20 protein-coding genes and 1 tRNA gene are annotated in these 26708 nt (G+C 46.2%); 11 read left to right on the top strand and 10 right to left on the bottom strand.

All coding sequences use genetic code 11. The annotated features are described in order from the left end of the window. Nucleotides 1–22 precede the first annotated feature (22 nt). Complete coding sequence (locus AAFP14_RS02445) at nucleotides 23–1570, top strand: helicase C-terminal domain-containing protein (RefSeq protein WP_341730732.1); 1548 nt, start codon at nucleotides 23–25, stop codon at nucleotides 1568–1570. Nucleotides 1571–1756: 186 nt separating this feature from the next. Here the strand turns inward: AAFP14_RS02445 and AAFP14_RS02440 are convergent, their stop codons facing one another. Continuing rightward, nucleotides 1757–2770, bottom strand: coding sequence for a PRC-barrel domain-containing protein (locus AAFP14_RS02440; protein ID WP_341730731.1), 1014 nt, complete (start codon nucleotides 2768–2770; stop codon nucleotides 1757–1759). Nucleotides 2771–2918: 148 nt separating this feature from the next. Further along, complete coding sequence (smc, locus tag AAFP14_RS02435) at nucleotides 2919–6635, bottom strand: chromosome segregation protein SMC (RefSeq protein ID WP_341730730.1); 3717 nt, start codon at nucleotides 6633–6635, stop codon at nucleotides 2919–2921. 421 nt (nucleotides 6636–7056) lie between these two features. On the opposite strand from smc, the gene murA reads away from it, so the two are divergent. From murA to prmC, 5 genes are all read left to right on the top strand, one after another. Next, complete coding sequence (gene murA / locus AAFP14_RS02430) at nucleotides 7057–8406, top strand: UDP-N-acetylglucosamine 1-carboxyvinyltransferase (protein WP_472851017.1); 1350 nt, start codon at nucleotides 7057–7059, stop codon at nucleotides 8404–8406. Between the two features lie 240 nt (nucleotides 8407–8646). Beyond that, on the top strand, nucleotides 8647–9519 hold the full coding sequence (locus AAFP14_RS02425) for a M48 family metallopeptidase (RefSeq protein WP_341730728.1): 873 nt from the start codon (nucleotides 8647–8649) through the stop codon (nucleotides 9517–9519). Beyond that, nucleotides 9498–9579, top strand: a tRNA-Leu gene (locus AAFP14_RS02420). Before AAFP14_RS02425 ends, AAFP14_RS02420 begins: the two co-directional genes overlap by 22 nt. A gap of 223 nt (nucleotides 9580–9802) precedes the next feature. Beyond that, complete coding sequence (locus AAFP14_RS02415; protein ID WP_341730727.1) at nucleotides 9803–10648, top strand: Tic22 family protein; 846 nt, start codon at nucleotides 9803–9805, stop codon at nucleotides 10646–10648. A 114-nt stretch (nucleotides 10649–10762) separates the two neighbouring features. Next, complete coding sequence (gene prmC, locus AAFP14_RS02410; protein WP_341730726.1) at nucleotides 10763–11731, top strand: peptide chain release factor N(5)-glutamine methyltransferase; 969 nt, start codon at nucleotides 10763–10765, stop codon at nucleotides 11729–11731. Nucleotides 11732–11912: 181 nt separating this feature from the next. Here the strand turns inward: prmC and recG are convergent, their stop codons facing one another. From recG to rpsB, 4 genes are all read right to left on the bottom strand, one after another. After that, nucleotides 11913–14432 (bottom strand): ATP-dependent DNA helicase RecG, encoded by a 2520-nt coding sequence (gene recG / locus AAFP14_RS02405; RefSeq protein ID WP_341730725.1) that lies wholly within the window; start codon nucleotides 14430–14432, stop codon nucleotides 11913–11915. 227 nt (nucleotides 14433–14659) lie between these two features. Then, a complete protein-coding gene (locus AAFP14_RS02400) occupies nucleotides 14660–15577 on the bottom strand; it encodes a hypothetical protein (RefSeq protein WP_341730724.1) in 918 nt (305 codons plus the stop codon). Between the two features lie 99 nt (nucleotides 15578–15676). Further along, complete coding sequence (gene tsf, locus AAFP14_RS02395) at nucleotides 15677–16336, bottom strand: translation elongation factor Ts (protein WP_341730723.1); 660 nt, start codon at nucleotides 16334–16336, stop codon at nucleotides 15677–15679. A gap of 321 nt (nucleotides 16337–16657) precedes the next feature. Further along, on the bottom strand, nucleotides 16658–17488 hold the full coding sequence (gene rpsB / locus AAFP14_RS02390) for a 30S ribosomal protein S2 (RefSeq protein WP_341730722.1): 831 nt from the start codon (nucleotides 17486–17488) through the stop codon (nucleotides 16658–16660). A 378-nt stretch (nucleotides 17489–17866) separates the two neighbouring features. Between rpsB and AAFP14_RS02385 the strand changes: the two genes are divergently transcribed. Both AAFP14_RS02385 and AAFP14_RS02380 read left to right on the top strand, forming a co-directional pair. After that, on the top strand, nucleotides 17867–18943 hold the full coding sequence (locus tag AAFP14_RS02385; protein WP_341730721.1) for an RNA-guided endonuclease InsQ/TnpB family protein: 1077 nt from the start codon (nucleotides 17867–17869) through the stop codon (nucleotides 18941–18943). 171 nt (nucleotides 18944–19114) lie between these two features. Next, nucleotides 19115–21316 (top strand): cation:proton antiporter, encoded by a 2202-nt coding sequence (locus AAFP14_RS02380; protein WP_341730720.1) that lies wholly within the window; start codon nucleotides 19115–19117, stop codon nucleotides 21314–21316. Here AAFP14_RS02380 and AAFP14_RS02375 read toward each other — a convergent pair whose 3' ends face one another. Then, a complete protein-coding gene (locus AAFP14_RS02375) occupies nucleotides 21317–21529 on the bottom strand; it encodes a hypothetical protein (protein WP_341730719.1) in 213 nt (70 codons plus the stop codon). Nucleotides 21530–21554: 25 nt separating this feature from the next. Between AAFP14_RS02375 and AAFP14_RS02370 the strand changes: the two genes are divergently transcribed. From AAFP14_RS02370 to AAFP14_RS02360, 3 genes are all read left to right on the top strand, one after another. Next, nucleotides 21555–22067 (top strand): hypothetical protein, encoded by a 513-nt coding sequence (locus tag AAFP14_RS02370; RefSeq protein WP_341730718.1) that lies wholly within the window; start codon nucleotides 21555–21557, stop codon nucleotides 22065–22067. A 205-nt stretch (nucleotides 22068–22272) separates the two neighbouring features. Further along, nucleotides 22273–22878 carry a DUF3038 domain-containing protein gene (locus AAFP14_RS02365; RefSeq protein WP_341730717.1) on the top strand — a complete coding sequence of 202 codons (606 nt, stop codon included), beginning with the start codon at nucleotides 22273–22275 and terminating at the stop codon, nucleotides 22876–22878. Further along, nucleotides 22878–24053, top strand: coding sequence for a DUF4335 domain-containing protein (locus tag AAFP14_RS02360; protein ID WP_341730716.1), 1176 nt, complete (start codon nucleotides 22878–22880; stop codon nucleotides 24051–24053). The genes AAFP14_RS02365 and AAFP14_RS02360 overlap by 1 nt, the downstream gene beginning before the upstream one ends. A 61-nt stretch (nucleotides 24054–24114) precedes the next feature. Here the strand turns inward: AAFP14_RS02360 and urtE are convergent, their stop codons facing one another. The 3 genes from urtE to AAFP14_RS02345 form a co-directional block, all read right to left on the bottom strand. Continuing rightward, nucleotides 24115–24813, bottom strand: a complete 699-nt coding sequence (gene urtE, locus AAFP14_RS02355; protein WP_341730715.1) for an urea ABC transporter ATP-binding subunit UrtE — start codon at nucleotides 24811–24813, stop codon at nucleotides 24115–24117. Nucleotides 24814–25046: 233 nt separating this feature from the next. Continuing rightward, the gene (urtD, locus tag AAFP14_RS02350; RefSeq protein ID WP_341730714.1) at nucleotides 25047–25793 is read right to left on the bottom strand and encodes an urea ABC transporter ATP-binding protein UrtD; all 747 of its coding nucleotides are present in this window, start codon (nucleotides 25791–25793) and stop codon (nucleotides 25047–25049) included. Nucleotides 25794–25973: 180 nt separating this feature from the next. After that, nucleotides 25974–26693, bottom strand: a complete 720-nt coding sequence (locus AAFP14_RS02345) for a TIGR00266 family protein (RefSeq protein WP_341730713.1) — start codon at nucleotides 26691–26693, stop codon at nucleotides 25974–25976. Nucleotides 26694–26708: the final 15 nt, after the last annotated feature.

Genomic DNA, 26708 nt, shown 5'->3' with positions numbered 1-26708 from the left:
GGAATCTTAACTGCAAAATCAATTGATTGAGGTAGACGTCCACAACTCGCTGCTCCGTTTCCTGCGATCGCACTCCGACGAGCCACACTGGCCACATCATTTAACGATGGCGCGTCTGGTGGCGCGGGCTTTACGTTTGGGGCGCAGCGCTCTGATTCAAACAGGGCTCCCCGCAGGAGCTCACCAACAACGGTATCGAGTCAGTTATTTGATGCCGATTTTGATGTGGCCGGCTCCTGTAATTTTAGTCGCTCCGCCACGGGCGATCGAGCATTTGAAAGCAGTGGAAATCCCTCGATTGCAAGAGTGGCTGGAAACCGATCGCCCGTTAGCGAAGCCCTCGAAGAGGATCGCCACTAATGACCAAAATACCGATTTTCCAGGACTCATGCTACTAGATCCGCAATCTTGGCTAGCATCGCGCTTGGGGACTGATGCGCAACCACAGAGCCAAATTCCGACAATTATTGACGGTGTAGATGACTTGGAAGTTTGGACGCGCCAGCAATTGACGGTGTGTTTGCATCCGGGAGATTGGAATGACTTAATGTTGGCGGTACCCAGCCAAGCCGATGCTATCCTGCAAGGGCGGGTGTTGTTAACACGAGCTTGCTTTCAGCATCCAGCTAAGCCGGATGAGTGCTATTTGCTAGAAACCCCAGAGCAAAATATCTTGGAGGGGCTGTTTGAACAGATTAATCTTCGTTCGATCGAGTCTTCCACCCACATTCCGGCTGCTTGGAGCAATTTTTGGCATCGGTGGGAAAGCAACGGAAAACTGAGGTGGGCCCAAATCAATCGTGAAGCTGGGTCCTTTTCTCTGTACTGCGCGCCGATGCAGGTGGCCGAGGTTTTGGGCAAAATTTGGCAGGATCAGCCAGTGGTGTTAATTGGTGGGGCGGTGGATTTGGAACCAAAAGCGCCGATTTTTCGCGAAATGCTGGGACTTCCACCCTTGACTAGCGTTAAATTTTCGCCCGATCGACAAAGCGAATTAATTCAACTTTACATTCCCGACGGATTGCCGCTACCGAATACGCCGGAATTTCAGGGAGTTTTAATTGAGGAAATTCGGACTTTGCTATTTATGAGTTTGTCGGTGGCGGGTTTAACGGTGCTGATTGTGGGAGATGTACCGCTGAAGGCGAGAATGGCCGCGAGGCTGGCTTCTGAGTTCGGTTCGAGGGTGCGGGTAGAAACCACAGATGTGGGGGAGAATGGGATTTTGGTGACTGGGTGGGAATTTTGGCGGGAACATCAGGGGGAATTGAGCGCCCCTCATTTGCTGGCGATCGCCACTTTACCACTTCCTTCCATGGAAAATCCTTTGGTGACGGCGCGGGTGGCTTATTATAAAGAACGGCGTCAGGATTGGTTTCGGTTGTATTTGTTGCCGGCGGCCTTGAATGAGTTACAAAGGGCGATCGCACCTGTGCGAGAAAGACAGGGCGTAGTGGCGATTTTCGACAACCGAGTGATTTACCGTAGTTATGGACAGCAAATTTTAGTGGCGATGAGTCCCTATGCGAGGATTGATTATTTGGATACTACTTGGTTAACTCAGGCGTAATAAAGCCTGCTCTAAGATGATTGATATCAATTCCGGTTGTATGGGAATGATTTAACCGCTAAGGGCGCGAAGGAAGAGAAGAGAGTGTTTAATACGGGACTATGAAGAGAGGATTTTATGTGATTAGGTAGATACTGTCGCCAAGACAGTATCTACGGGAATTATGGCGATGGATTCAGAGAACTTTTAATAACCAGCTTCCTCTTCGTATTCAGGAGTCTTAGTCTTCTCAGGGATATTTACGCGAGGAGCCTTGTAAGGCTTCGGCGCTTCATCATCAGCCCAAGCATCGGCTTCCACATCATCCTCATACTCGTATTCCACCACAGGCTGTTTTTTGGTGCCATAACTTTCAGGACGATCGTACTTTTTCTCTTCGTACTCTTCCTCATAATCGTCTTCCTCGCCGCCCCAATTATCCTCTTCATAATCATCGTAATCATCCACCGGAGGTGGTTCCACCTGACGCAGGGGCTGTCGCACAGCAGGCCGATTCCACTGCGAATCCTCATCCCAAGGAACCTCCTCCACCACAGGGGCTGCTGTCTTCCGGACCATGGACGGGGCTGCTAGGGGCACTCCAGGCCCCAATTGATTTGGCGTTCCCACGGGCTTGGGATAATAGCCTTGTTCGTCCTCTTCTCGTTCCCAGGGTGCTTGTCCTAAGCCGACGCGCTCCAACAGCCCCACACTAAGCTGTCGGAGTCTTTCCTCGGAACCTTCAAACACAATCAAGCGATTGGGGCCACTGCTGACAATTTCTTCAATTCCCAAGTCATAGGTGCTGAGCACTTGTTCGGGGATTTGGGGGATTCCCAGAGAAGCAATCACGATGGAAACTAACTTACCGTCTTCTGGGTCGAACCGAAAACCTCGCACTCTCCCCAAAAGTTCGCCGGTTTCGGTGATGACTTCGCTGTTAATCAAAATACTGTAGACTTCAACATCAATATCATCTTCGATCGCGCTCTCATCTTCCACCAACAGCACGTCGCCGATTTCGCTGACACTGGTGAGGAACATATACTTAGGCATTCCAGCGACTGCAAATATATTATCTCGTAGACCGATCGCCACAACTTCCCGCCGGTCGATGTCCACCCACAGTTGACTAACTACACCCAGGCGTTTACCTCTGTCGCGGGTGATGACTTGAGTGCCGAGAATATCGGAGCGTTGGCAGATTTGTTCGGATGTCATTCTAATTTTGATCCTAATTTATTAATGAAGTACATATATCACTCAACATGGTCAGTCGATAGGAGACTTGAGATTTACTCCACAGATTAACCTGAGAGCTGGAACTGTGGTCTAAAATTTTCATCTCTTTAACGACTTAAATCGGGGATTATAACTTCAGCCCCAACACTTGAGTATAAGCTCCCCGTGCTTGAGTAACACCAATTGTACGCTGAGCCGATTGAATCATAGGTCGCCGCAAACTCACAACAATAAACTGGGCTTGTTCAGACTGTCGTTTTATCATTCTAGCTAATCGCTCCACATTTGCCCCATCCAGAAACATATCCACTTCATCAAAAGCGTAGAACGTAGACGGGCGGTAGCGTTGCAGCGCAAAAATAAAACTCAGCGCCGTCAAGGATTTTTCACCTCCAGACATGGAAGCCAGACGTTGTACGGGCTTACCTTTTGGGTGAGCGACTAGATTCAAACCGCTACTGAAGGGGTCTTCTAGATCGTCTAGCTGTAGATAACCGTCACCTTCGGAAAGTTCCGCAAAGATAGTCTGGAAGTTTTCATTGACAGCATCAAAAGCTTCTTTAAAAGCACGTCGCCGTAGGGTGGTAAAGTTTTCGATTCTCAACAGCAGTTCTGTCCGTTCACCTTCCAAGGTTGTCAATTTTTGACTCAATTCTTGCAGCCGTTCTTGAGTGCGATTGTACTCAGATAATGCTAGCATATTCACTGGTTCTAGAGCTTGAATCCGTTTGGCGATCGCCTTTACTTCCTGCTGCAATTCCATCAAATTTCCCTGCTCCACATTTTCGGGAATCGACGGGACTGGATCGGGCATTTCCGCCCGCGCCGATGCCAATAAATCCCGAACTGCGGTCAATTGTTCCCGTCTTTCTTGCTGGCTTTCATTCAGTTTTTGTAACTGCCATTGTAACTGCTGTTTGGCTAAATGTTTTTCTCTGACTTGAGATTCTGCCCGATCGCGTTCTCCCTTCTGCACGCCCAATTTTTCCTCAATTTCTGCCACCTCAGCCTTAGCTGCGGCAATTTGTTGGTCGATCGCCAACTCCTGAGAAACTATCAGGTTTAGGGCATCGGCGCAAGTATGTTGCTGGATTTGCCATTCCTGCAATTTCTCGGAGCCTGCTTTAATTTTCTCCTCCCAACGCCCGAATTGAGTTTCCAGGTCTAAAAGCCGCTGCTGGACCTTTCTGAGAGCCAATTCTCGCTCTTGCAGTTGGGCTTCTAGGCTACGAAGACTAGATTGCATTTGTTGCCATTCGCTATGACTGTTGGACTCTTCCAACTGGGCTAAAGTTTGGCGATAGTGCTGCAATTCTGTTTCCTTTCCGGGCAATTCTCCTATCAGCCATTGCAATCTAGACTGGGAATTAGTTAATTCTTGAGTATTTTTAGTAATTTGCGATCGCCCTTGTTCCTGTTGGGCTTCTAGCTTGATAATTTCTGTCGCTAATTGTTCCAGCCGCAACTGATGTTCGCGCAAATTTTGTTTAGCTTCCATCAACTCCTGACTGCTGGTTTTGACAGCCACAGACGCGCGATCGATCGCTATTTTACACCGTTCTAAAATCCGTTCAATTTCCTGAAGGCGTTCTTGCTCATAGGCGATCGTCCTTGCTTCAACTTGCGCCTCCGACGCATCAACCGTACCAAAATGCAAGGTAGATCTATTGGTAGAACTCCCCCCTGTCATCGCCCCACTCGTCTCCAAAATCTCCCCATCCAAAGTCACAATCCGGTACTGTCCCAAATAGCGGCGAGCATCACTGAGATTGCTAAACACCACCGTACTGCCAAAAACATAGGCAAAAATCTCATTGTACCGCCCATCACAGTCAATCAAATTCACCGCCGTATCCACAAAACCCGCCGCCCTACGCAAATTTTCATTCACCGAAAATCTGCCACCCCTAATTTTATTCAACGGCAAAAACGTCATCCTACCAGCCCGTTTTTGTTTCAACAATTCAATCGCCCCGGCAGCTATGCGGTCATCTTCCACCACCATATTTCCCATCCGACCACCCGCCGCAATTTCCAATGCTAATTGATAGCGTGGTTCCACCCTTCCCAGTTGAGCTACCAGCCCACAAATTCCGACTATACCACTTTGTACTATCACTTTGGCGGTAAAAGTTCCCGTGGCTTCTTGGAGTGCTTGAAACTGCATTTCCAGTTTATCTAATTTCCGCTGTCTTTCCCGTTGTTCTACTAACAAACGAGTTTGAGTTTCTTGTTGTAATTGCAATTCTTGTTCATTTCCCGCCACAATTTGAGTGAGGGATTCTACTTGCAAAGCTGCAATTCCTTGAGTTTCCATCAGCCGGGATTGTTGAATTTTTTTCCCGGCTATTTCCTGCGCTAATACTTGCAGGGATTGGTTTTGTTCTTGAATTTGACTTTCTAGGCGATCGACTCTTTCTCCAATGGCTGCTTGTTCGGCGCGAGCGGGTTCCAAACTTTGTTGCACAGTTTCTATTTGGCGGTGCAATTCCGTTTGCTGTTGCACCCAAGCTTCCGCTGTCGAGGCGATCGCATTGGCAACTTCCCGATGCTGCTCTAAAATTTGCTCTGCTTCATCCCGCTGTTGGACCAAAGTTGCTTGCTCTGACTTAACATAAGATATTTCAATCTCAATTTGCTCCAAACTTTGCCGGAATTGCCTAATTTCTTGCTCAATTTGTGCTATGTTTGCTGCCAATTGTCCCGCATTAGTTTCCAATTCTTGCTTGCGGTTTTGCATTTGCCGTCGTTCGGCTTCTTGGGTCGCCATGGTCGATTGTAGCGCCAACAATTCCGACTCTCCCAAGGCTTTGACGCGGGCATTTAGTGCATCTAGTTCTGTGGTTACTGTGTGAATTTCAGTGTTAATGGTTTGCAGTTGTTCGGTGAGAGCGGTACCATGGCGATCGCCAGCTTCGATTTGTTCCCGCAGTTTCCATTCTTGCTTTTGCAACTGACGGAATTTAAGGACTATTTCCCACTGGGATTTTTCTTGAAGTTCCGCCCGCAATTTTTGATATTTTTCCGCTTTTGTGCGATCGCTAGCCAGTCTATCTCGCTGGGAAATCAACTCTTTTTCCACAATCCGGCTGCGTTCTTCCACATCCTTAACTTCATCCAATTTCTGCCTAGCTAAGGAGATTTTGCGATCGAATTGAGCGACACCAGCCAACTCGTCAATTATTTCTCGTCGTTCTTTGGAATTCATTGAAATAATGCTAGTAACGTCCCCTTGCAATACGACGTTATAACCTTCGGGATAAATTCGCAATCGGTTGAGTTGTTCGTGAAGTTGAGTTAGGGTACAAGGTTGCCCATTGATATAATAAGTAGAAGTGTAAGTTCCTTGGCGAGTTACTCGCAGTTTCCGCGTGACACTCCATTCCGAGGATTTGAGATTTTCGAGTTGAGATTTACGATTTGAGATTTTCGATTTGTCAAGATTTTGTTGTGGAGTTTCGGGACTTTCGACTTGGGGGATTTCTACTACTTCTGCTGGTACTGCGGGCACTTCAGAGAAATCATCTGCTGCATCTGAATATTCCTCATCTTCCTCATCACCAAACCATTCATCTCCCACACCTTCGAGGGCGAAGGTTGCCGTAACACTAGCTTCCATCGTACCGCGTTTATTTTGGGCATTGTTTACCAAATCCGGCAAACGTTCAGCCCGCATCCCTTTAGAACTCGAAAGTCCCAGACAAAACAGCAAAGCATCGAGGATATTCGATTTCCCAGAACCGTTGGGACCCGAAACCACGGTAAAACCAGGCAGCACGGGAATGGCCGTCGTGCCGCCAAAAGATTTAAAGTTAGTTAGTTCGATCCGTTTAATGTGAACCATATGCTAGGACTAGCTTTGGCTCTAAGTAATTGTTCCAAGGTAACACAAGCACCGCCGATGATGAACAAAGTTTCAACTTTCGCAGTCGCGATCGAACAGATATCTTACACCTTTGTCAAGAACCCAGGATGCCTGTTGACCAACAACTGGTGGAGAATGCCCCCACCACAGGCCAGCCCAGGCAAAAATTGTAAATTTTGATGCAGTTAATTAAACTAAAGCCGATCGGGGTTGTTGGTGCAATTTTTCCTGAAAGGCTAGGCCAGAAAGCGTTTGAGAACTAAGAAGTCCGAAATTATTTTCATACCCCCTAGACATATGAAATCTTTCAGGTAAAATCGAAACCAAAATTAATAATGTATGAAGTAACAAATCACATATGGAGGGCAAAATCATTAAACCAGCTCAGAACTCATCCAATATGTCAGCTTCACCCGAAAGCGACCAACCAGTATTGAAAATTTGGGGTCGCCAGCCCCTCAAAGGACACGTCAAAATCAGTGGGGCCAAAAACTCCGCCTTAGTAGTCATGGCTGGTGCCATCCTCTGCCCGGAAGATTGCCGTCTGCGCAACGTTCCCTCCCTAGTCGATGTTGCCAGGATGACCCAAATTCTCTCCGCTGTAGGGGTCAAAATCGAGACTAATGGGGATATCTTAGATATCAATGCCAGCCAAGTCATAGACGCTCAAGCTCCCTACGAGTTAGTCAGCCAACTGCGGGCGAGCTTTTTCATCATCGGCCCGCTGCTGGCACGTTTGGGATTTGCGAAAGTCCCGTTACCGGGTGGGTGTGCCATCGGTGCCCGGCCAGTGGAACTCCACGTTCGTGGCCTGCAAGCCCTCGGCGCTGAAGTCCACATCGACCACGGCACTGTTCACGCCTATGTCAAAGGGCCAAACCGCCGTTTAAAGGGAGCTAAAATTTATTTAGATTATCCCAGCGTCGGAGCGACGGAAACTTTGATGATGGCTGCTACCTTGGCCGAAGGAGAAACCATTATTGAAAATGCGGCTCAAGAACCGGAAGTGGCAGATTTGGCAAATTTCTGTCGCGCTATGGGAGCTCAAATTCAGGGTGCTGGGACTAATACCATCGTCATTTCGGGGGTTCCCAAACTTCACTCCGTAGACTATTCAATTATTCCCGATCGCATCGAAGTTGGCACATTTTTAGTAGCTGGAGCGATTACTCACTCCGAAATCAGTTTATCCCCAGTCATTCCCGACCACATCACCGCAGTCATTGCCAAGTTGCAGGCAATGGGAGCAAAATTGATTACAGAATCTCCCGACGTGTTGCGGATAGTTCCCGGTCAGATTCATAAAGCCACAGACATCGAAACTTTGCCTTACCCCGGTTTCCCCACAGATATGCAGGCTCAGTTTATGGCCTTGCTAACTATGAGTGAGGGCGACAGCATCATTAAGGAAACTGTGTTTGAGAACCGCTTGCGTCACGTAGCCGAACTTAACCGTATGGGTGCGGATATTCGCGTCAAAGGCAATGTGGCCGTGGTGCGCGGAGTGCCAATGCTGTCCGGTGCCCCCGTCACAGCCACAGATTTGCGGGCTTCGGCGGCTTTGGTGTTGGCGGGACTGGCTGCGGATGGTGTTACCACCATCAGCAGTTTGCAGCATTTGGACCGGGGTTACGAGCAGTTAGAGGTGAAATTGCAAAAATTGGGAGCGAAATTGGAGCGGGTTCAAGAGGGTACAGAAGTCGCTAATGCTGAGGCTCCTGTCGAACCAGTGCGATCGGGTTTAAAGTAGTCATTAGTCATTGGTCATTAGTCAGTAGTCATTAGTCATTAGTCATTAGTCATTAGTCATTAGTTAGTAGCGGTGCCCTTCCTCGTAGTCGAAGGGTCATTAGTTTGTAGAAAGTCCTTACTACAAACTTTAATAACCAATTCCCAATGACCAATTCCCAATGACCAATGACCAATGACCAATGACCAATTCCCAATTCCCAATTCCCGATTCCCAATGCCCAATTCCCAACTGACTAAAATGCCAAATATACCGCTCATCGGTTTGAAAGCAGACCAGTTTCGTCACCCCCTCGATTTGGAAGCTACTAATACTCTCAAACAACTGCCGGGCTTGGATTTGATGGTGCGACAGTTGTTAGGTCAAATTGGCGAACAGTTTTTCATGCTGGAACATTTGGCTTCCAGCGTCCAAGTGGGCGAAAATCAATTGCCCCACCTACATCATTTGTTATTGGATGCCTGCAAAACTCTGGATTTGGAAGTGCCTCAACTTTATGTCCGCCAGCATCCCATGCCCAATGCTTACACCTTTGCTATGCGGGGAAAACAGCCTTTTGTGGTGATGCACACTTCTTTGATTGATTTGCTCACAGATGAGGAAGTTAAGGCGGTAATTGGTCACGAGTTGGGGCATTTGAAGTGCGAACATGGAGTTTATTTGACTCTGGCTAATTTAATTGTGTTAGCGGCTGGTCAAATTTCCCCTTTGGGAACCGTGCTAGTGCAGGGTTTGCAGGCGCAAATGTTGGAGTGGCTGCGATGTGCTGAATTTACTTGCGATCGCGCGGCTTTGTTGGCAACTCAGGACTCCAAAGTGGTAGCATCGGTGTTGATGAAGCTGGCTGGAGGTTCTCCGACTTTGGCTCCTAAACTGAGTGTTGATGCGTTTTTGGCCCAAGCGCGGGCCTACGATGACCTCAGCAGCACGGAGTTAGGGCAAATGCTCAAGCAAGCTCAGACTTCTCAGTTGTCCCATCCAGTGCCAGTATTGCGGGCCAGGGAAATCGATCGCTGGGCAAGTTCAAAAAATTATGAATCTTTGCTTGCACAAAGTCGATCGGTGTGTTATGATGGTGAAACTAAGAAAAAGGGCGGGTGGCGAAATTGGTAGACGCATCAGACTCAAAATCTGACACCGCAAGGTATGAGAGTTCGATTCTCTCCCCGCCCACTACCAATCATAAAAACAATACGGTGTGTGGCAAACAAGCGAGACTAAAGTCCCGATCGAGAAGCTGCTAGTAGAACCTCAGTCAAGAGTGTTCTTCGTAATGTGATAAAATTTGCATTGTGAGTAAGAAAAATAAACATCTACGCACGCACTGTCGATCGTGTCAATGGGCAAGTCTTTGCGTTAGTGTATCTCAGGATGACTCGCTCCTGATGGAAAAACAATGAAATCATTAGTTCGTTTAGGTGCAATTTTGGGGATTGTCGGCAGCACTCTGCTTGGCCCGTCACCCCTAGGTAATATGTCTGCACTGGCCCTGCCGGAACCGCAAATTTTGGAAAAGTTGCGATCGGTTCCTGTATTTACCATTACAGATGCTCAGGGTGCACCTCTGATCGCTTCTGTACCGAAGCAAGGTCAGGGTCAAACTGGTAATGCTTCTGTGGCGGGAATTTTTATCAGCCAGAAGGACGCTCAAGCTTTTGTCGATCAACTGAAAACCAGAAATCCTCAGTTGGCGGCATCGGTGCGCGTAACGCCCGTGTCCCTGGGAGAAATTTATCAAATCACTCAGGCAAATAAAGGTAAGCCGGATGAAGTAATGTTTGCCTACGTTCCAACTCCCCAACAAGTCCAGTTAGCTAAAACTGTACTTCAGCAAACTGGGCAACAAGTCAACGAGTTCAATGGTGTGCCTCTGTTTTTGGCTAGAGGTGGCCCGGAAAATGGTTATTTGACCATTCAGCGCGGCCAGGAAGAGGTGATTCCTTTGTTTTTTAACAAGGAAGAATTGCAAGGAATGGTCGATCGTTTTAAACAGCAGCAGCCGAGCGTGACGACGGCAATTAAGATTGAGGTAGTTAATTTGGAAAGCGTTTTGGAAGCTTTGCGTACTGAGAACGACAAATTTTTAACGCAACTGATTTTGATTCCTTCACGGGAGTCACTGGAATTTGTGCGATCGCTCCAACCTGCCGGCGCGGGGAACCAAAATCAACCCCCGGCCTCCAACCAAACCAGACCGGCACCTCAAGCTCCCATTCCCAGCCAACCCCGACCCACTCGCTAATAATTAGTCAGTTGACAGTTGGCAGTTGGCAGTTGACTGTTGACTGTTGACTGTTGACTGTTGACTGTTGTCAATTCCTAATTCCCAATTCCCAATTCCCCATTCCCCATTCCCATGTTTGTTTCTGGTTTAGAGCTTTGGCAGTGGATAAATCGAGCTAAGGTAGAGGCGATCGATTCTGATGTTTCCTTAACCGAACTTGAATGGCTCCTGCAAGAGTTGACCAGTTTGGATAAATTGGCTCTGCGTTTGGAGTCGTTTAAAGATTTACCAAAAGTTGAATTAAATTTATCCTTAGCTGAACTTGCCCAATTGTGGGAGCGACGCTTGCAGGAACGAGTGCCAGTCCAGTATTTAACTGGAATTACACATTGGCGAGATTTTGACCTCAAGGTAACGCCGGCGGTGCTGATTCCTCGTCCTGAGACAGAATTGCTGATTGATTTGGCTGTGGAAGCTATTCAAAGCCGTTTAGAAGCAGAAAATACTAATCCAAAATCTACCCCCACCCACCCAGGGCGGGCACGGGGGCACCGCCCCTACAGTCGGGGGGGAGAATTTTCTAAATCTAATTGGGTGGATTTGGGAACTGGTAGTGGGGCGATCGCGATCGGACTAGCTTCGGTATTGACAAATTCCACAATTTATGCAGTAGATTTTTCTGCCGCAGCTTTGGCAGTTGCTCAACAGAATGCGGAGAATTTAGGTTTTGGCGATCGCATTAAATTCGATCGAGGTGCGTGGTGGGAACCGCTAGAATTCCTGAAAGGGCAAGTTAGCGGCATGATATCTAACCCGCCTTACATACCCAGCAGCACTGTGTTAACTCTGCAACCGGAAGTCACCAAACACGAACCTCATCTAGCCTTAGACGGCGGTTTAGATGGATTAGATTGCATCCGGCATTTAGCAGCAACAGCTCCCGATTATTTAGAATCCGGGGGAGTCTGGTTGGTTGAAATGATGGCGGGACAAGCTGAGGTGGTAGTTGAAATACTCGAAAGTCAGGGGAGTTATTGCGATGTTCAGATATTTGCTGATTTAGCCGGAATCGATCGCTTTGCTTTAGCGTATCGGTGTTAGGAACTATTACTAAATTTTAAATTTGGGATTTGGGATTTTGGATTAAAAAGCTACTCCCTTCCCACTTAAAGAATATGGAATTATTGAACCGCGAAGACGCGAAGGACACCAAGGAAGAAAAGAAATAGAGATGAATAATTTCGATTTTTATTTGCATCAAAAAAATATTTATTATTTCTAGCTAAGTCAAAATCGACCCACTCATCATGCGCTGATATCTACGTTCTAATTCATCCCGTACCACTGGCCAATTATTCAGACTTTCATCATCTTCAATTACCATCTGAGCAGCTTGTCGCGCCAACTCCAAAACTTCTTGATCCTCGACCAAACTAGCCAAGGCAAAATCTGGTAAGCCTGATTGACGAGTTCCCAAAACTTGACCTGGCCCGCGCAATCTCATGTCCATTTCAGCAATAAAAAAGCCGTCTTGGGACTGTTCTAAAACTTTCATTCTCTGTATGGCATCAGTGGTTTTAGAACCTGGCATTAGCAAGCAGTAAGAACGGTTGCTACCCCGACCAACTCTACCCCGCAACTGGTGCAATTGTGACAGTCCAAAACGCTCGGAGTTTTCGATTAACATTACTGTTGCATTCGGGACATCGACACCAACTTCTACCACCGTAGTAGAGACTAAAATATCCGTTTCTTTGTCTCTAAATTTAGTAATTGCTGCATCTTTGTCAGCACTACTCATTCTACCGTGGAGCAAACCAACCTTAAACTCAGGAAAAATACTTGTTTCAAGTTTTTCTTTTTCTTCAATAGCCGATCGCACATCCAGCTTTTCCGACTCCTCTACCAAGGGTAACACCACGTAAACTTGACGTCCGCTCGCCACTTCTCGCCGAATCAGATCGTAAGCTTGACTGCGTTCCTTTGAAGACAAAACAGTAGTTTGAATCGCCTGTCTTCCCGGTGGCAATTCATCAATTTGACTGACATCTAAATCGCCGTGTAGTGTCAAAGCCAATGTCCGAGGAATGGGAGTTGCAGTCATGGTCAAAACGTGGGGAGATTCCCCTTTTTGTTGCAACTTCGCCCGCTGCTGTACACCAAATCGGTGCTGTTCGTCAATGACTACCAAGCCTAATTTATGAAAATTTACAGTATCTTGAATGAGGGCGTGAGTTCCTACTAAAACAGGCAATTGTCCGGTTTCTAACTGACTGTGAATTTCTCGTCGCTTGGCGATTTTTGTGGAACCAGTTAACAATTCCACAGACAAGTGCATCAAGTTGAACCAGCCTACTAATTTGCGGTAATGCTGTTCTGCTAAAACTTCCGTCGGTGCCATTAAAGCTGCTTGATAGCCGGATTGAATGGCGGCTAACATTGCTACGACGGCTACTACGGTTTTGCCAGCCCCCACATCGCCTTGGACTAATCGGTTCATCGGTGAAGGCGAGGCTAAATCGTTGAGAATGTCGTTAATTACTCTTTGTTGAGCATTCGTTAACGCGAAGGGCAATATTTGGTAAAAATGTTCGATTAACTGGCCACTAGGAAGGATGATGGCGCTAGCTTGAGCTTTTCTTTGGGTTTGACGACGGTTTAAAAGTCCTAGTTGCAGATAGAAAAATTCGTCAAATACTAAGCGGCGACGGGCGGCGGCTAAACAATCGCGATCGAGGGGAAAGTGAATATTGGTGACAGCATCGGCTAAACCCATTAAACCATAGCGATCGCGCAAGTCGGCCGGCAAGGATTCTGATAACTGTTTCGTCGCCGACATTACAGCCAAAATCCCTCGCCTGACGACACCTGCATCCACTCCATCTGTCAGGGGATAAACGGGAATCAATCGGCCAACTTTCATCGATTCGATCGCACTTCCTGAGTCATCTAATACTTCTAATTCAGGATTTTCTAAAGTAATTCCATATTTTCCCTGCTTGACTAATCCCGAAGCTGCTAGCACTGCACCGGTACAATACTCGCGCTTTTTGTGTTCTTGCCAGCCGCGATTGCTGTAGCGTGGGCCTGCAAAAAAGCGACTGAGTTTAATTTCGCCGCTGCGGTCTTTTAAAATTAATTCTAATATGGTTAACTTCTTATTTTTGGGACTAGAAAAGCAATTACAACGCTTGACTTGGGCAATCAAAGTGACTGTTTCTCCAGCTACTAATTCCCTAATTTGTACTTGCTTGGCATAGTCAATATGGTTGCGGGGATAGTAGTAAAGCAAGTCGTATACAGTGTATAAACCCAATTTAGCCAAGCGGTTGCCGTTTCCGGGTCCAATTCCGGTAACGCGGGTCAATTCTTGTGTCAGAGTCAAACTCACTGCTGTTGATGTTGAACTCAGAGGTGCGGTGCGAGGGGAAATTGGTGGATTTTGTGTTTCTTGTGTTTCTTGTGTTTCCTGTGTTTCCTGTGTTTCCTGTCTTTCTGGTTCCGCTTGTTGGCTGCTTTGTTGTTCCCAAACTCGCTGGGTTTGTGTCAGAAAACTGCTGGTGATGGCGAGCAAATGCTGACGTGCTTCGATATCCTTCTGTGGATAGATGTCAAATTCGGCTGCTAGTTGGCGGGTGCGATCGCGCAAATTGGCAGTCACGACACCAGCTAGTTGTCTCAAGCTGACGCTTAGAAACTCGCTGAAACGGTATTGACTGCCTTGTAAATCGTTAAATCCGCGATCGGCTTCTACTGCAAGAGCTTTCTGCCATCGCTGCCATTCTGGTTGGTTATTAGTCATCAGTCATCAGTCATTAGTCATTGGTTATTGGTTATTGGTTATTGGTTATTGGTTATTGGTTATTTGTTATTGGTTATTTGTTATTGGTTATTTGTTATTGGTTATTGGTTATTGGTGTTAATTCCAATTCCCAATTCCCCATTCCCCATTCCCCATTCCCCAATTCCCAATTCTCCAGTCATTAGTTACTAATCATAGCTCAATCATTCCAGAGAACTGACAAATAACTAATCTTCCAACCAACTCGATCGCCAAGCCGACTCAGCCTCCACCACCGCTAATTCGCGTCGCTTTTTCTGGTAATCGCGTCCCAGAGTATTTAACCGCACAGATAAGTTGCGAATTTGCTGACGGTAAGTTGAGGTTGCTACATCGGCAAACTCTATTTCCGACAATCGCAGTTTAATCGCTGTAATTTGGATCGTGGTAGTACCTCTGGTTTCTCTCAAGCTTTTTGATTCTGAGGAACTACCTGTTTCAATGATGATGTTTAATAAATGAGGAGGTCCGGCGACGCTTTCCCCGGAGGATTCTGCTTGATAAGCAGCTTCTAAAACCTCTTCTGGCAATTGATTGGATAATATTCCCGATTGTTGCAATAAGCGATTTATGTCACGAGAAAGCTGTTTGATAATGTTAAATATTGCCTTTTCAATAGTCCGTTGCCAGTGCGCCAAAGTTTCGGGTGAATTGGCAGGTAACTCTTGGTTTCGGGCGGGATATTGATAATTAATGATGGAATCTTCTTGTTCTTCTATATCCCGATCGTCATCTATGTTATCATCTTCTTCTCTGTTTTCATATTCGGCTAGTTCATCATATTCTTCTAGGTCTTCATCTTCTTCTATGTCGGCGCTTGGATCTTTTTTAGTGGCTAGCGATCGCAATTTTTCTTGAGATATTGCAGCCAACAGCCTTACCGAATGCTGCATTTTCTGCCGTTCTTTGAATGACAACTTGAGAAACGCATCAGGGGTTACTTGAGTGCAAAGGTGATAGCAAGCCAAAATCAACTGCTTTCGCACTGCTTCTCCCAAAGCAGTTAGATAATCTTCGTAGGTACTGCGAAACTCTAAATTAAAGGCTGTTAAAGTTTCTTCTAGTGCTGCTAAATCTTGCTCTATTCGCTCTCTAGATCCCACCATATCTCCCCGCTCAAATTTAAAAAAATTGAGAGTTAAAAACTAAAAATGTAAGCATGGCGATCGCATTTTTTGCTTTTAATTCTCAATTTTAATGGTTAATTACTGAATACCCATTTGGGCAGCGACTTCATCGGCAAAATTAGCTTCTACCTTTTCAATACCTTCACCCAACACAAAGCGCACGAATCGGCGAACTTGGATATTTTCTCCTATCAGGGCGATCGTTTGTTTCACCAACTCTTCCACCGAGATGTTTTGGTCGCGAATAAAAGGCTGATCCATCAAAGACAACTCTTTCAAACGCTTTTCAATTCGCCCTTGAACAATCTTTTCCTTGATATTTTCCGGCTTGTTGCCCAAGTCATCCTTGCCCATTTCAATTGCCTTTTCTCTTTCGACAATTTCCGGTGGGATGTCTTCAACTTTCACGTATTCCACGTTGGGACAAGCTGCAATTTGCATGGCAATATTCCGCACCAAAGTTTGGAAATCTTCGCGGCGGGCAACAAAATCGGTTTCGCAGTTTACTTCGACCAACACGCCGACGCGGCCGCCTGTGTGAATATAGCTACCGACGATACCTTCTGAGGCAACTCGTCCACCTTTTTTGCCAGCAGAAGCTAGACCTTTTTTCCGCAGCCATTCAACTGCTTTTTCTAGGTCGCCTTCATTTTCAACGAGGGCTTTTTTGCAGTCCATCATGCCAGCGCTGGTTTTGTCGCGCAGTTCTTTAACAAGTTTTGCCGATATTTCCGCCATCTTCTTTAATTTCCCAATCAAAATAAATTATTAGTCCTTAGTCATTAGTCCTTAGTCATTAGTCATTAGTTCTTAGTCCTTAGTCCTTAGTCCTTAGTCCTTAGTCCTTAGTCCTTAGTCCTTAGTTCTTAGTCCTTAGTCCTTAGTCCTTAGTCCTTAGTCCTTAGTCCTTAGTCACTAATTTTAATGTTAATGATTCTCTTTTAATGATTAGACTTTTTGACCAAATACACAGTTCGCTCACGGAGAATTTGCATTTGTAGCGCCATAATTAATTATGGCGCTAACTTTTGGCTGTGGCCAGCACTCTACTAAGGAACCCTAGGACTCGTCTGCTTCGCCGTCGTCGGTTTCATCATCTGGATCTACGTAATTGGGGTCATCCAATTCTTCGATTTCACCCTCATATTCTGCGCCTTCGTAAGCGCCTTCGTAGTCGTAGTCTTCATCCATGTCGTTACCTTCGAGTTGACCGTGACGACCTTCATAGATGGCATCAGCCAACTTGCCAACAATCAGCTTAATCGATCGAATAGCATCGTCGTTAGCCGGAATCGCAATGTCCACCAAATCGGGGTCACAGTTAGTATCCAGTAAAGATACGATGGGAATTCCCAATTTTTGGCATTCCAACACCGCATTATACTCCCGGCGTTGGTCTACCAGAACCACTCCGTCGGGAATCTTCCGCATAGACTTAATTCCGCCCAGATATTTCTGGAGTTTGACCATTTCACGGCGCAACACCGAAGCTTCTTTTTTGGGTAACAAATCCAGAGCACCTGTTTCCTCGCGGCGCTCCAAATCCTTGAGGCGTTCTACGCGGGATTTAATTGTCGTCCAGTTGGTGAGCATTCCACCCAGCCAGCGCTGGTTGACATAATAAGCACCACAGCGTTGGGCTTCTTGTGCTACAATCCCGGCAGCTTGGCGCTTCGTACCTACGAATAGAAACTTTTTGCCTTTTTCGGAGGCTACTCTCATGTACTCATAGGCATCTTCCATGAGCTGAGCGGTTTGCACGAGGTCGATGATGTGAACCCCGTTGCGCTCTGTAAAAATGTAGGGAGACATTTTCGGGTTCCACCGACGGGTTTGGTGTCCGAAGTGAACTCCTGACTCTAGCATTTGAGCCAAACTGACTACTGGCATGGTTTTTAACTCCTAATTCGGGTTAATCCTCCACCCGGTCGTATTTCTGAAGGTTTGCGCAACAGAAACACCCGAAAACCCGGATGTGCGAATTTAAACAACTTTTCTAGTTTATCACAGTCTGTGCTAATTTGTTCGACAATTTTAGACACTTATTTAGATATCTTGTGAGCTAGTACCTAGCTAGCTATTAAATAGACAAGGTGGTACACTTATAGACAAATCTACGATGTACCATTTTGTTCAAACCCTGCGCGATTCCCAAAAAAGCTTGGATTATCAGTAAAGACACTTGCTTTCGCAGGGATGTTTCGGGGAAGTTACCAGCCAAACGCACCCTGTCGGGTCATCGGTGAAATCCAGTGTTGAGGTCGAACAATGCTTTTATCCATCAAAACAAAGTTAAAGCTAAACAAGAGTCAGGCAACAATTATGAGCAAACACGCAGGAATAGCGAGGTTTACTTATAACTGGGGATTGGCTACTTGGAGCAACCTTTATAAAGATGGAGTAGCGCCCAACAAATACCTGCTTAAGAAATTCTTCAACAATCATGTGAAACCTGAGTTTACATGGATTAAAGAAACAGGAATCTGCCAGAAAATAACTCAATACGCTTTTGACAATCTTGGAGACTCTTTCTCCTTATTTTTCTCAAAAAAAGGTGGATATCCCAAGTTCAAGAAAAAAGGACATCACGACTCTTTCACGATTGACGCAGGCGGTAAGCCTATTCCTGTGGGCGGTACGTCTATAAAGTTACCCACAATCGGCTGGGTGAAAACTTACGAGGGATTGCCTCATACTACCTGCAAGTCTATCACCATTTCACGTACTGCCGATAGTTGGTTTATCGCCTTTGCTTATGAACAAAATCATGAACCGACCATCAAAAGTCATCAAGTTGTAGGGGTTGATTTGGGAGTAAAAGAGTTAGCTACCCTTTCAACGGGCGTAGTATTTCCTAACCCAAAACACTACAAATCGCATCAGGCTAAACTCAAGAGATTATCAAGAGTTCTGGCGAGAAAAGTGAAAGGTTCTAATAATAGACAGAAAGCTAAAGTCCAGCTAGGGAAACATCATGCAAAAATAGCCAACCTCAGAAAAAACACTCTGCATCAAATCACTACTTACTTATGCAAAAACCACGCAACGATAGTAGTAGAAGATTTGAAGGTCAGTGGGATGCTAAAGAATCATAAGCTAGCGCAGGTAATAGCTGACTGTGGATTCCATGAATTCAAACGTCAGCTAGAATACAAGGCTAAAAAGTTTGGTTGTGAAATAATCATTGCTGACCGTTGGTTTCCGTCAACCAAAACCTGTTCAAACTGTGGACATATACAAGATATGCCACTAAAAGAAAGGACTTACAACTGTGGAAGTTGCGGTCATGCGATGGACAGGGATTTGAACGCAGCAATTAATTTATCGCGGTTGGCTAAATCGTGAAAGCTTACCAAGGGATAACCGCTCCCATGCTCCCGTTGAAGTAAGAAGCAAATGTCTAGACTTGTCTAGGATTTGTATAGCAGAGCCCATCTGGATTGAGCTCGATCGCTAATTTTGGTCCTGGCACTTGTCCCTCTTAACATAAGCAAAAATCCCTAATCTAATAACACCATGCCGATCGCCATTCTAGTTCTAGTGGAAGTTCTAATTGTCATCGCACTATCCAGACTTATCGGTTTGGGATTCCGGTGGATCAAGCAACCTCAAGTCATTGGAGAAATCGTAGCAGGAATTATGCTCGGCCCGTCTCTGTTTGGTTTGGTTGCGCCAGATTTAGCAGCAGCAGTTTTTCCAGCCGAAGCTGTCCCATTCCTGAACGTGCTATCGGAAATTGGGCTAATATTTTTCATGTTTTTGATTGGTTTGGAACTGAATCCCAAGTACCTCAAAAACAATTTAGACACCGCTATTTTGACTTCCCATGTCAGTATTTTAGTCCCATTTTCCCTGGGAAGTTTCCTAGCACTGCTCCTGTATCCGATTATCTCAAATAACAGCGTTTCATTTACTGCTTTTGCGCTGTTTTTGGGGGCTGCAATGTCAATTACAGCATTTCCGGTACTGGCCAGAATCATTACCGAACACAACTTGCAGAATACGAAATTGGGGACTCTGGCCCTGACTTGTGCGGCCGTGGACGATGTGACAGCTTGGTGCTTGTTAGCAGTGGCGATCGCAGTTACTCGCACTAACTCAATGGTTGGCGCTTTGCCGACAATTTTTGAAGCCGTAATTTATATCACTTTCATGGTGACAGTAGTCCGCTGGTTCTTGCAGCGGCTTTCCAAGCACTACAATCGTACAGGCAGACTAACTCAGTTAGTATTGGCCGGAATTTATATGGGAGTTGTAGCATCAGCCCTAATTACTGAATGGATTGGCATTCACTTAATTTTCGGTGCATTTTTGCTGGGCGCAGTTATGCCAAAAAATGCGGGATTAACCAGAGAATTAGCAGAAAAAACCGAAGATTTTGTGCTAATATTTCTGCTACCCGTATTTTTTGCTTACAGTGGTTTGCGAACGGAAATTGGTTTGCTCAATAGTCCAGAATTATGGTTGCTGTGCGGCGCAGTATTAGGAGTAGCAATTATTGGTAAATATGTCGGAACCTACGTGGCAGCTAGAGTGTGCGGCATCAATAACCGCGAAGCTTCTGCCCTGGGATGGATGATGAATACTAGGGGTTTGACTGAACTAATTGTTCTGAATATCGGTCTTTCCCTGGGAGTAATTTCGCCGATTTTGTTTACGATGTTAGTGATTATGGCTTTAGTGACAACTTTTATGACTTCGCCACTATTGGAGTGGACTTATCCCAAACGGCTGATTCGGTTAGATATTTCAGAATTTAGTTCTGATGATTCAGAATTAGAACCTTCAGCAAATACTGGTAACAGCGAAGAAACTGATAAAAAATTGCTACCAACTTATCGGATTTTAGTACCAGTTGCTAATCCCAGCACCCAGAAAGGTTTGCTGCAACTAGCCGTAGCACTGGCGCAGTCGGCGGGTAGGGGTGGTAGCGATTTACAGTCGGCGGCGGTTCATCCTCTGAGTTTGATAGAATTAAGTGAGGATTATGCTTTTGAAAGTACCCCTGCGGAAGCAGATCGCATTATTCAAGAGCGACACTTGAAACTAGGAGAATTAATTGAGAGTTTGCAGCCTCCAGAAGCTCGACAATTGGTGCATCCGATTGTTCGTGTGACTAAAGATGTGGCGCGGGAAACTGCACAAATTGCCGAAATAGACCGGGCGGATTTAATCTTAGTAGGATGGCACAGACCTACTTTTAGTAGTAACCGTTTGGGAGGGCGTGTCGGTCAAATCCTCAGCACTGCTAAAGTCGATGTAGCAATTTTTGTAGATAGAGGGCGGGAACGGTTGAATAATTTGTTAGTGCCTTACGCGGCGAATATTCACGATGATTTGGGATTAGAATTGGCGCTGAGACTGTTAGTTAATAGTGAACAGCGGCGTTTGACGGTGCTGCGGGTGGGGGATGATGGTGAATCGGAAAATGAGCTGAGTTATGAGTTTAGGCGAGTGATTGAGCAGTTGCCGCTGGAGGTGCAGTCACGGATTGAAACTCCGATTGTGGAGGCTGCGGAGCCAATTCAAGCGGTGATTGCGGCTTCGGCGAGGGCTGATTTGACGATTGCGGGTACGAGTCGAGAGTGGGGAATTGAGCGTCAAACTTTGGGGCAGTATACTGATGAATTGGCTGTTCAGTGTCATTCTTCGCTGCTGATTGCGCGGTGTTACGTTAAAGTGCGATCGCATTTGGCTTCGGTACTTCCTCAAAGGTAGTTAGTTGTTATTGGGAATTGGTAATTGGTAATTGGTAATTGGGAATTGGTAATTGGTAATTGGTAATTGGTTATTTGTGTTAATTTCAATTCCCAATTCCCCCATTCCCCATTCCCAATTCCCCCATTCCCCATTCCCCATTCCCAATTCCCCATTCCCCATTCCCCCATTCCCAATTCCCCATTCCCCATTCCCCAATTCCCAATTCCCCATTCCCCCATTCCCAATTCCCAAAAATATGAGTCATTTCAACCTCAAGTCCTTGGCATTTTACAGTATTGCGATCGCCTCTGTCACATTGTTGTTTAAAGTAGTAACTGCCTACGGAGAAACTAATTTGAAAGCGGCTCCTGCTATTGCGGGGAGTTATAGCTTTGATGCAAAAAATTTGCCCGAATGTCTCAAATCAGATGATTTGGTATTGACAATTGAGCAATCTGGTGTTTATCTAAGTGGTAATTTGAAGTCAAATAACAATTCTGTCGATCGCCAAAAAACTAATCCTGAGAAACCAACTCTAGCTGGCAAGTGGGAAAATCAAGGATTGAGTTTGTCCGGTGCGGTTCCCAATTTAACAGGTTGTGGCAAGTCCACAGGCGACGGTAGTCAAAAGAGTCTGGTGAAACTGCGAGGAGTTGTGGAGGGAGAAAGCCTGAAAGGAAAAATTAGTCTGGTTGAAAATGCAGTGGCTACTGATTTTATTGCCCAAAGGGTGAAGAAACAAGAGCAGCAACAAGAACAAGGACATTGATTTGAGCGCCTGTAGCCCCATTTTCCTAGTCCGTAATCCTGGGAGCATGGAAGTCTGGGAGTCGATCGCCGTGACCAGTTGCTGCTAGATTGAAAACATTGATAAAAATAAAGTATCTCATAGGAGTCCTGAGTTGAGAATTTCTCATGCCAGAGACCCCGCGTCCCCGTATAGTTTGTTTGGAATAGATGTTGCCGTGATCGTAATGCCGTCAGAAACTTCGCTTGCCGAGTCAAACCCCTTGATTTTAGACAGTTTGCCAGATTTGTCGCCCTCCGATGGCGGATGTCCACGCCGCGCCAGATTGCAAATTGACCTGATGTTATTGGCGATCGAAGCCTTGTATCTCGGAGGTGCGGAAGAAATGCTGGCAGTCTCAAAAGAACTGGAATTGGCAGGAATTATCAAAAATCGCGTTGCCCTGTGGCTGCTGCGTAATACTAACCCCCTGCGTCGCTATACTCAACGCCGCCCCCTCACGGCGCTGGAGGCAAAAGCGCTGGTGGCGATCGCCTGCAATTTGGCGCGCAAGCTAACAGCGACAATTCGCCAGTTGCTGCTAGATTCCCAACAGTTACGCTCCAGAAATCTCCCATTTAACCAGCACTTACCGTTGGCGGAGTATTTAGAACGGTTTCGAGCTCACTTTCGATCGCGCATGAACCCGAAGCGATCGGTAGTGGCAGCTTACGACTCCGACGAGAAGCTGGACGAACTAGCTTTGAACTTGTTGAGCAAACTGCTATTTTGTACTGGTACAGCCGGAATGCAGAGGTTTTGGGTGAGTCTGTTTGATGGAGAAGTTGAGTAATGACTATTAGGCGTCAGTACAGTTTGCCAAATTGCACCCTAGTTCTAGAAGGGTTGAGCGATGGCTCGGTGGCAAGCCAGTTAGAAATACGGCCGGTGCTTTCGATACTAATGAGCGCTGAATGCTATTTGAGCGGTCTCACCGAGCCCCTAACCGGGGGACGGGATTTTTTTGAAAGCTTGGTGAGGGTTGTCAGCGGCTACGCTCAAGAATTTATGAGCGGAGTCCATTATCCCGATCGCTATGACCCTGATTCAGCCCTGGTGCAGTTACACAGAATTGACGGGAATTTGCATAGATTGACCATTCTAGCTGGGCAATCCGAGAGCGGAACCCAAATCGATCAAAAAACACAACCCTCTGCTGAAATCGATTTAACCACGGTTCAGCTATTTGATTTGGTAGAAGCGATCGACCAATTTTTTGCCGACAGCCAGACGCTACCAGAGTTATCGCTGCAATTAACCCCTGTTTCCAAGCGCTATATCAAATCAGCAGCACCGGTAGCGCAGCGGGTGTTACCTGCGGCGGTGGGGGTGTCGAGTTTGGCTTTGGCTGCCATGGCGTTTTTCTTGGTACCACTGCCAGAAGTCCAACGCCCCAGAGAGCCGGTGCGTCAATCCAATGGTACGGGCCAGAATATCGGCACGCCAAATCCTGGTGCGGGGACACCCAATCCCAATCCCACGCCCGCGGCAGAGGGTTTGCTACCAGACGATCGCACTCAGTCAGCTATATCGCCGGCATCTACTCCGAGTCAAACTCCGGGTGAAACACCAAGCCCAACTTCCAGTCCCATTTCTACTGCTAATGCTTCGCCATCCGTTACTCCCACACCTGTTGCCGAAGGTTTGCAGGAGGCGGCGGTGGGAGTTCCGATTACCGATCCCGCAAAAATTGAGCTGTTGAATGGCAAACTGAGGGAGGAAATTGACGGAGTTTTGAAAACGAAGGCACCTGTGGAACGGGAGTTGGTTTATCGGGTGAGTGTGGCTAACGACGGTGCGATCGTCGGTTACAAATTACAGAATTCTCCAACAGTGGATGGAATGGGCGAAGCGTTATTTTCTGAGTTGCTTTACAAGCCTGTGGGTACCAGGCCACCTGCGGAACCCCTAGCTGATTTCCGGGTAGTTTTTGTACCGGGTAGCAGTGTGCAAGTCAGTCCTTGGTAGGCTGGGCGGTTTCATTCTCGGTAGAGGCCGTGCCAAAAGCGCCGGCCCAGAGGTCTGAAACTCAAACAGCCAAAAACCTTTGAATTACTTCATCGCTAAGTTCGCTAGTATTTCCCGATGCCACAATACCACCTTTTTGCATAGCATAATACCAGTCAGCTTGCCTCACAAAATGCAAATGCTGTTCCACCAACAAAACGGAAATGCCCCTAGTAGCAACCACGCGACGTACCGCAGCTTCTATGTCTAAAATAATCGATGGTTGAATTCCTTCTGTTGGTTCATCTAAAACCAGCAACTGTGGCTCTCCCATCAAAGCTCTCGCAATCGCCAATTGTTGCTGCTGTCCTCCACTCAAATCACCACCTAGGCGATCGAGCATAGTTTTCAGCACCGGAAATAAATCAAATATTTCATCAGGAACTTCAGGATTTTTAGTTTTAGTGGATTTCGCTTCCAAGCCTAACAAGAGATTTTCCTTGACAGTTAAGCGGGGAATAATTTCCCGTCCTTGAGGTACATAACCAATACCCATTTTCGCGCGCTGATGAGTCAACTTAGAAACAATAGATTGACCACCAAAATTAATAGTGCCACTGCGAGGTTGCAGCAAACCCATTAAAGTTTTTAGCATGGTAGTTTTGCCCACACCATTACGACCGATTAAGCAAACCATTTGCCCAGCTTTGACGCTTAAATCGACATCGCGGAGGATGTGACTTTCACCATAGTAAACATTTAAATTAGAAACTTGTAGCATAGGGTTATTTGTTATTTGTGATTTGTTAGCTGCTACTGACAACTGATATCAATTCCTGTTGTATTGGAATGATTTAACCGCGAAGGCGCAAAGGGCGCGAAGGAAGAGAAGAGAGTGTTTAATATAGGACGATGCTACCAAATTTGATATGATATCAATTCCTGTTGTATTGGAATGATTTAACCGCGAAGGCGCGAAGGGCGCGAAGGAAGAGAAGAGAGGATTTGATAGGACTATTCTTCTGGTTTGCCTAAATATACCTCTATTACGCGATCGTCATTTTGCACCTCATCCATAGTTCCTTCACACAAAACTGCGCCCTGATGCAGCACCGTTACCTTTTGAGCAATTTGCCGCACAAACTCCATATCATGTTCAATCACTAAAACGGAGTGACTTTGGGCCAGAGAAATTAGCAAATCTCCCGTTAATGCTGTTTCCTCATCAGTCAAACCCGCCACAGGTTCATCTACCAACAACAAGTCAGGAGATTGCGCTACTAACATTCCAATTTCTAACCACTGCTTTTCGCCATGAGAAAGCAAACCAGCCGAAAGATCCGCTTTATTCACTAAACCAATAGTTTCTAACAAACCAGCCACCGTGCGTTTTTCCGCGACAGGGGCTGGCTTGAACAGCGTGGGAAAGACATTTTTATTATTGTTACAAGACAACTCTAAATTTTCGCGAGGTGTTAAATTCAGGAAAACTCGCGGTGTCTGAAACTTACGACCAATTCCTAAACGTGAAATGCTATCTTCTGACAAGCCACGCAAATTCCGACCTTTAAACAGTACCCGTCCTTCCGTGGGCTGCACCTTCCCGGTAATCGCGTCGAGAAAAGTGGTTTTTCCCGCGCCATTGGGCCCAATTACTACCCGTAATTCCCCCGCATCCATGCTAAAAGTTAAACCGTTAATTGCCTTGAAGCCATCAAAACTAACCGTCAAGTTTTCGATTTCTAATACTTTTCCATTCATCGTATATTTTCCTCGTAGAATGCGTCAGTTAACAGTCTCTAGCAAGCCGGAAAATCTGCGGAATTACTTACACATCGCCAATTTTCTCTGAGAAGGTGCGTCACTTAACCGTCTCTCAGTAAGCCGGAAAATCTGCGGGATGACGCACCCTAGATAACCAAATAAAAAGTTCTTGTTGTCTCAAGTAAAATTGCTAGAACTGCTCGAAATAGGAGTAGGAGCCGCCGCCAGAATACGCTCAGCTAACTTGGAGAGTGGCAGACTTTGAATGTAAACTTTACCAGGCCCAGTCATCTTAGCCAAAAACACGCCTTCACCTCCAAATAAAGCATTTTTAAACCCACCGATAAATTGAATATCGTAGTCCACTGTGGCCGCAAAAGCTACTAAACAACCAGTGTCTACTCGCAACACTTCGCCCACTCCCAAATTTTTCTCGACAATGGTTCCTCCGGCGTGGACAAAAGCGAGGCCGTCACCCTGCAATTTTTGTAAAATAAAGCCTTCTCCGCCAAAGAAACCGGCTCCGAGTCGTTTGGTAAATGCCACCTCAATTTCAATGCCGTTGGCTGCGCACAGAAACGAGTCTTTTTGACACAGAAACTTGCCACCTAGTTTACTTAAATCGAGGGGAATTACTTTACCAGGATAGGGAGCAGAAAAAGCTACTCTCGCTTTGTTTCTACCGTTGTTTACAAAGGTTGTGATGAAGAAACCCGCTCCGGTAAACATCCGTTTAAATCCTTGAAATAAGCCACCTGTAGAAGTTTGCATTTCGATGCCGCCTTCCATGTATGTCATTGTTCCAGCTTCAGCCCGAACACCTTCTTGGGGGTCAAGTTCAATTTCAATTAGTTGCAAGTCGTCGCCGTAGATTTTGTAGTCAATAATATCTGCCATAGTTTGCCTCTAAAT

Source organism: Microcoleus sp. EPA2 (assembly GCA_020882975.1).
GTDB lineage: Bacteria > Cyanobacteriota > Cyanobacteriia > Cyanobacteriales > Microcoleaceae > Microcoleus.
Note: the sequence above shows the minus strand (reverse complement) of the source record. Positions and strands in the feature narration are given on the sequence as shown.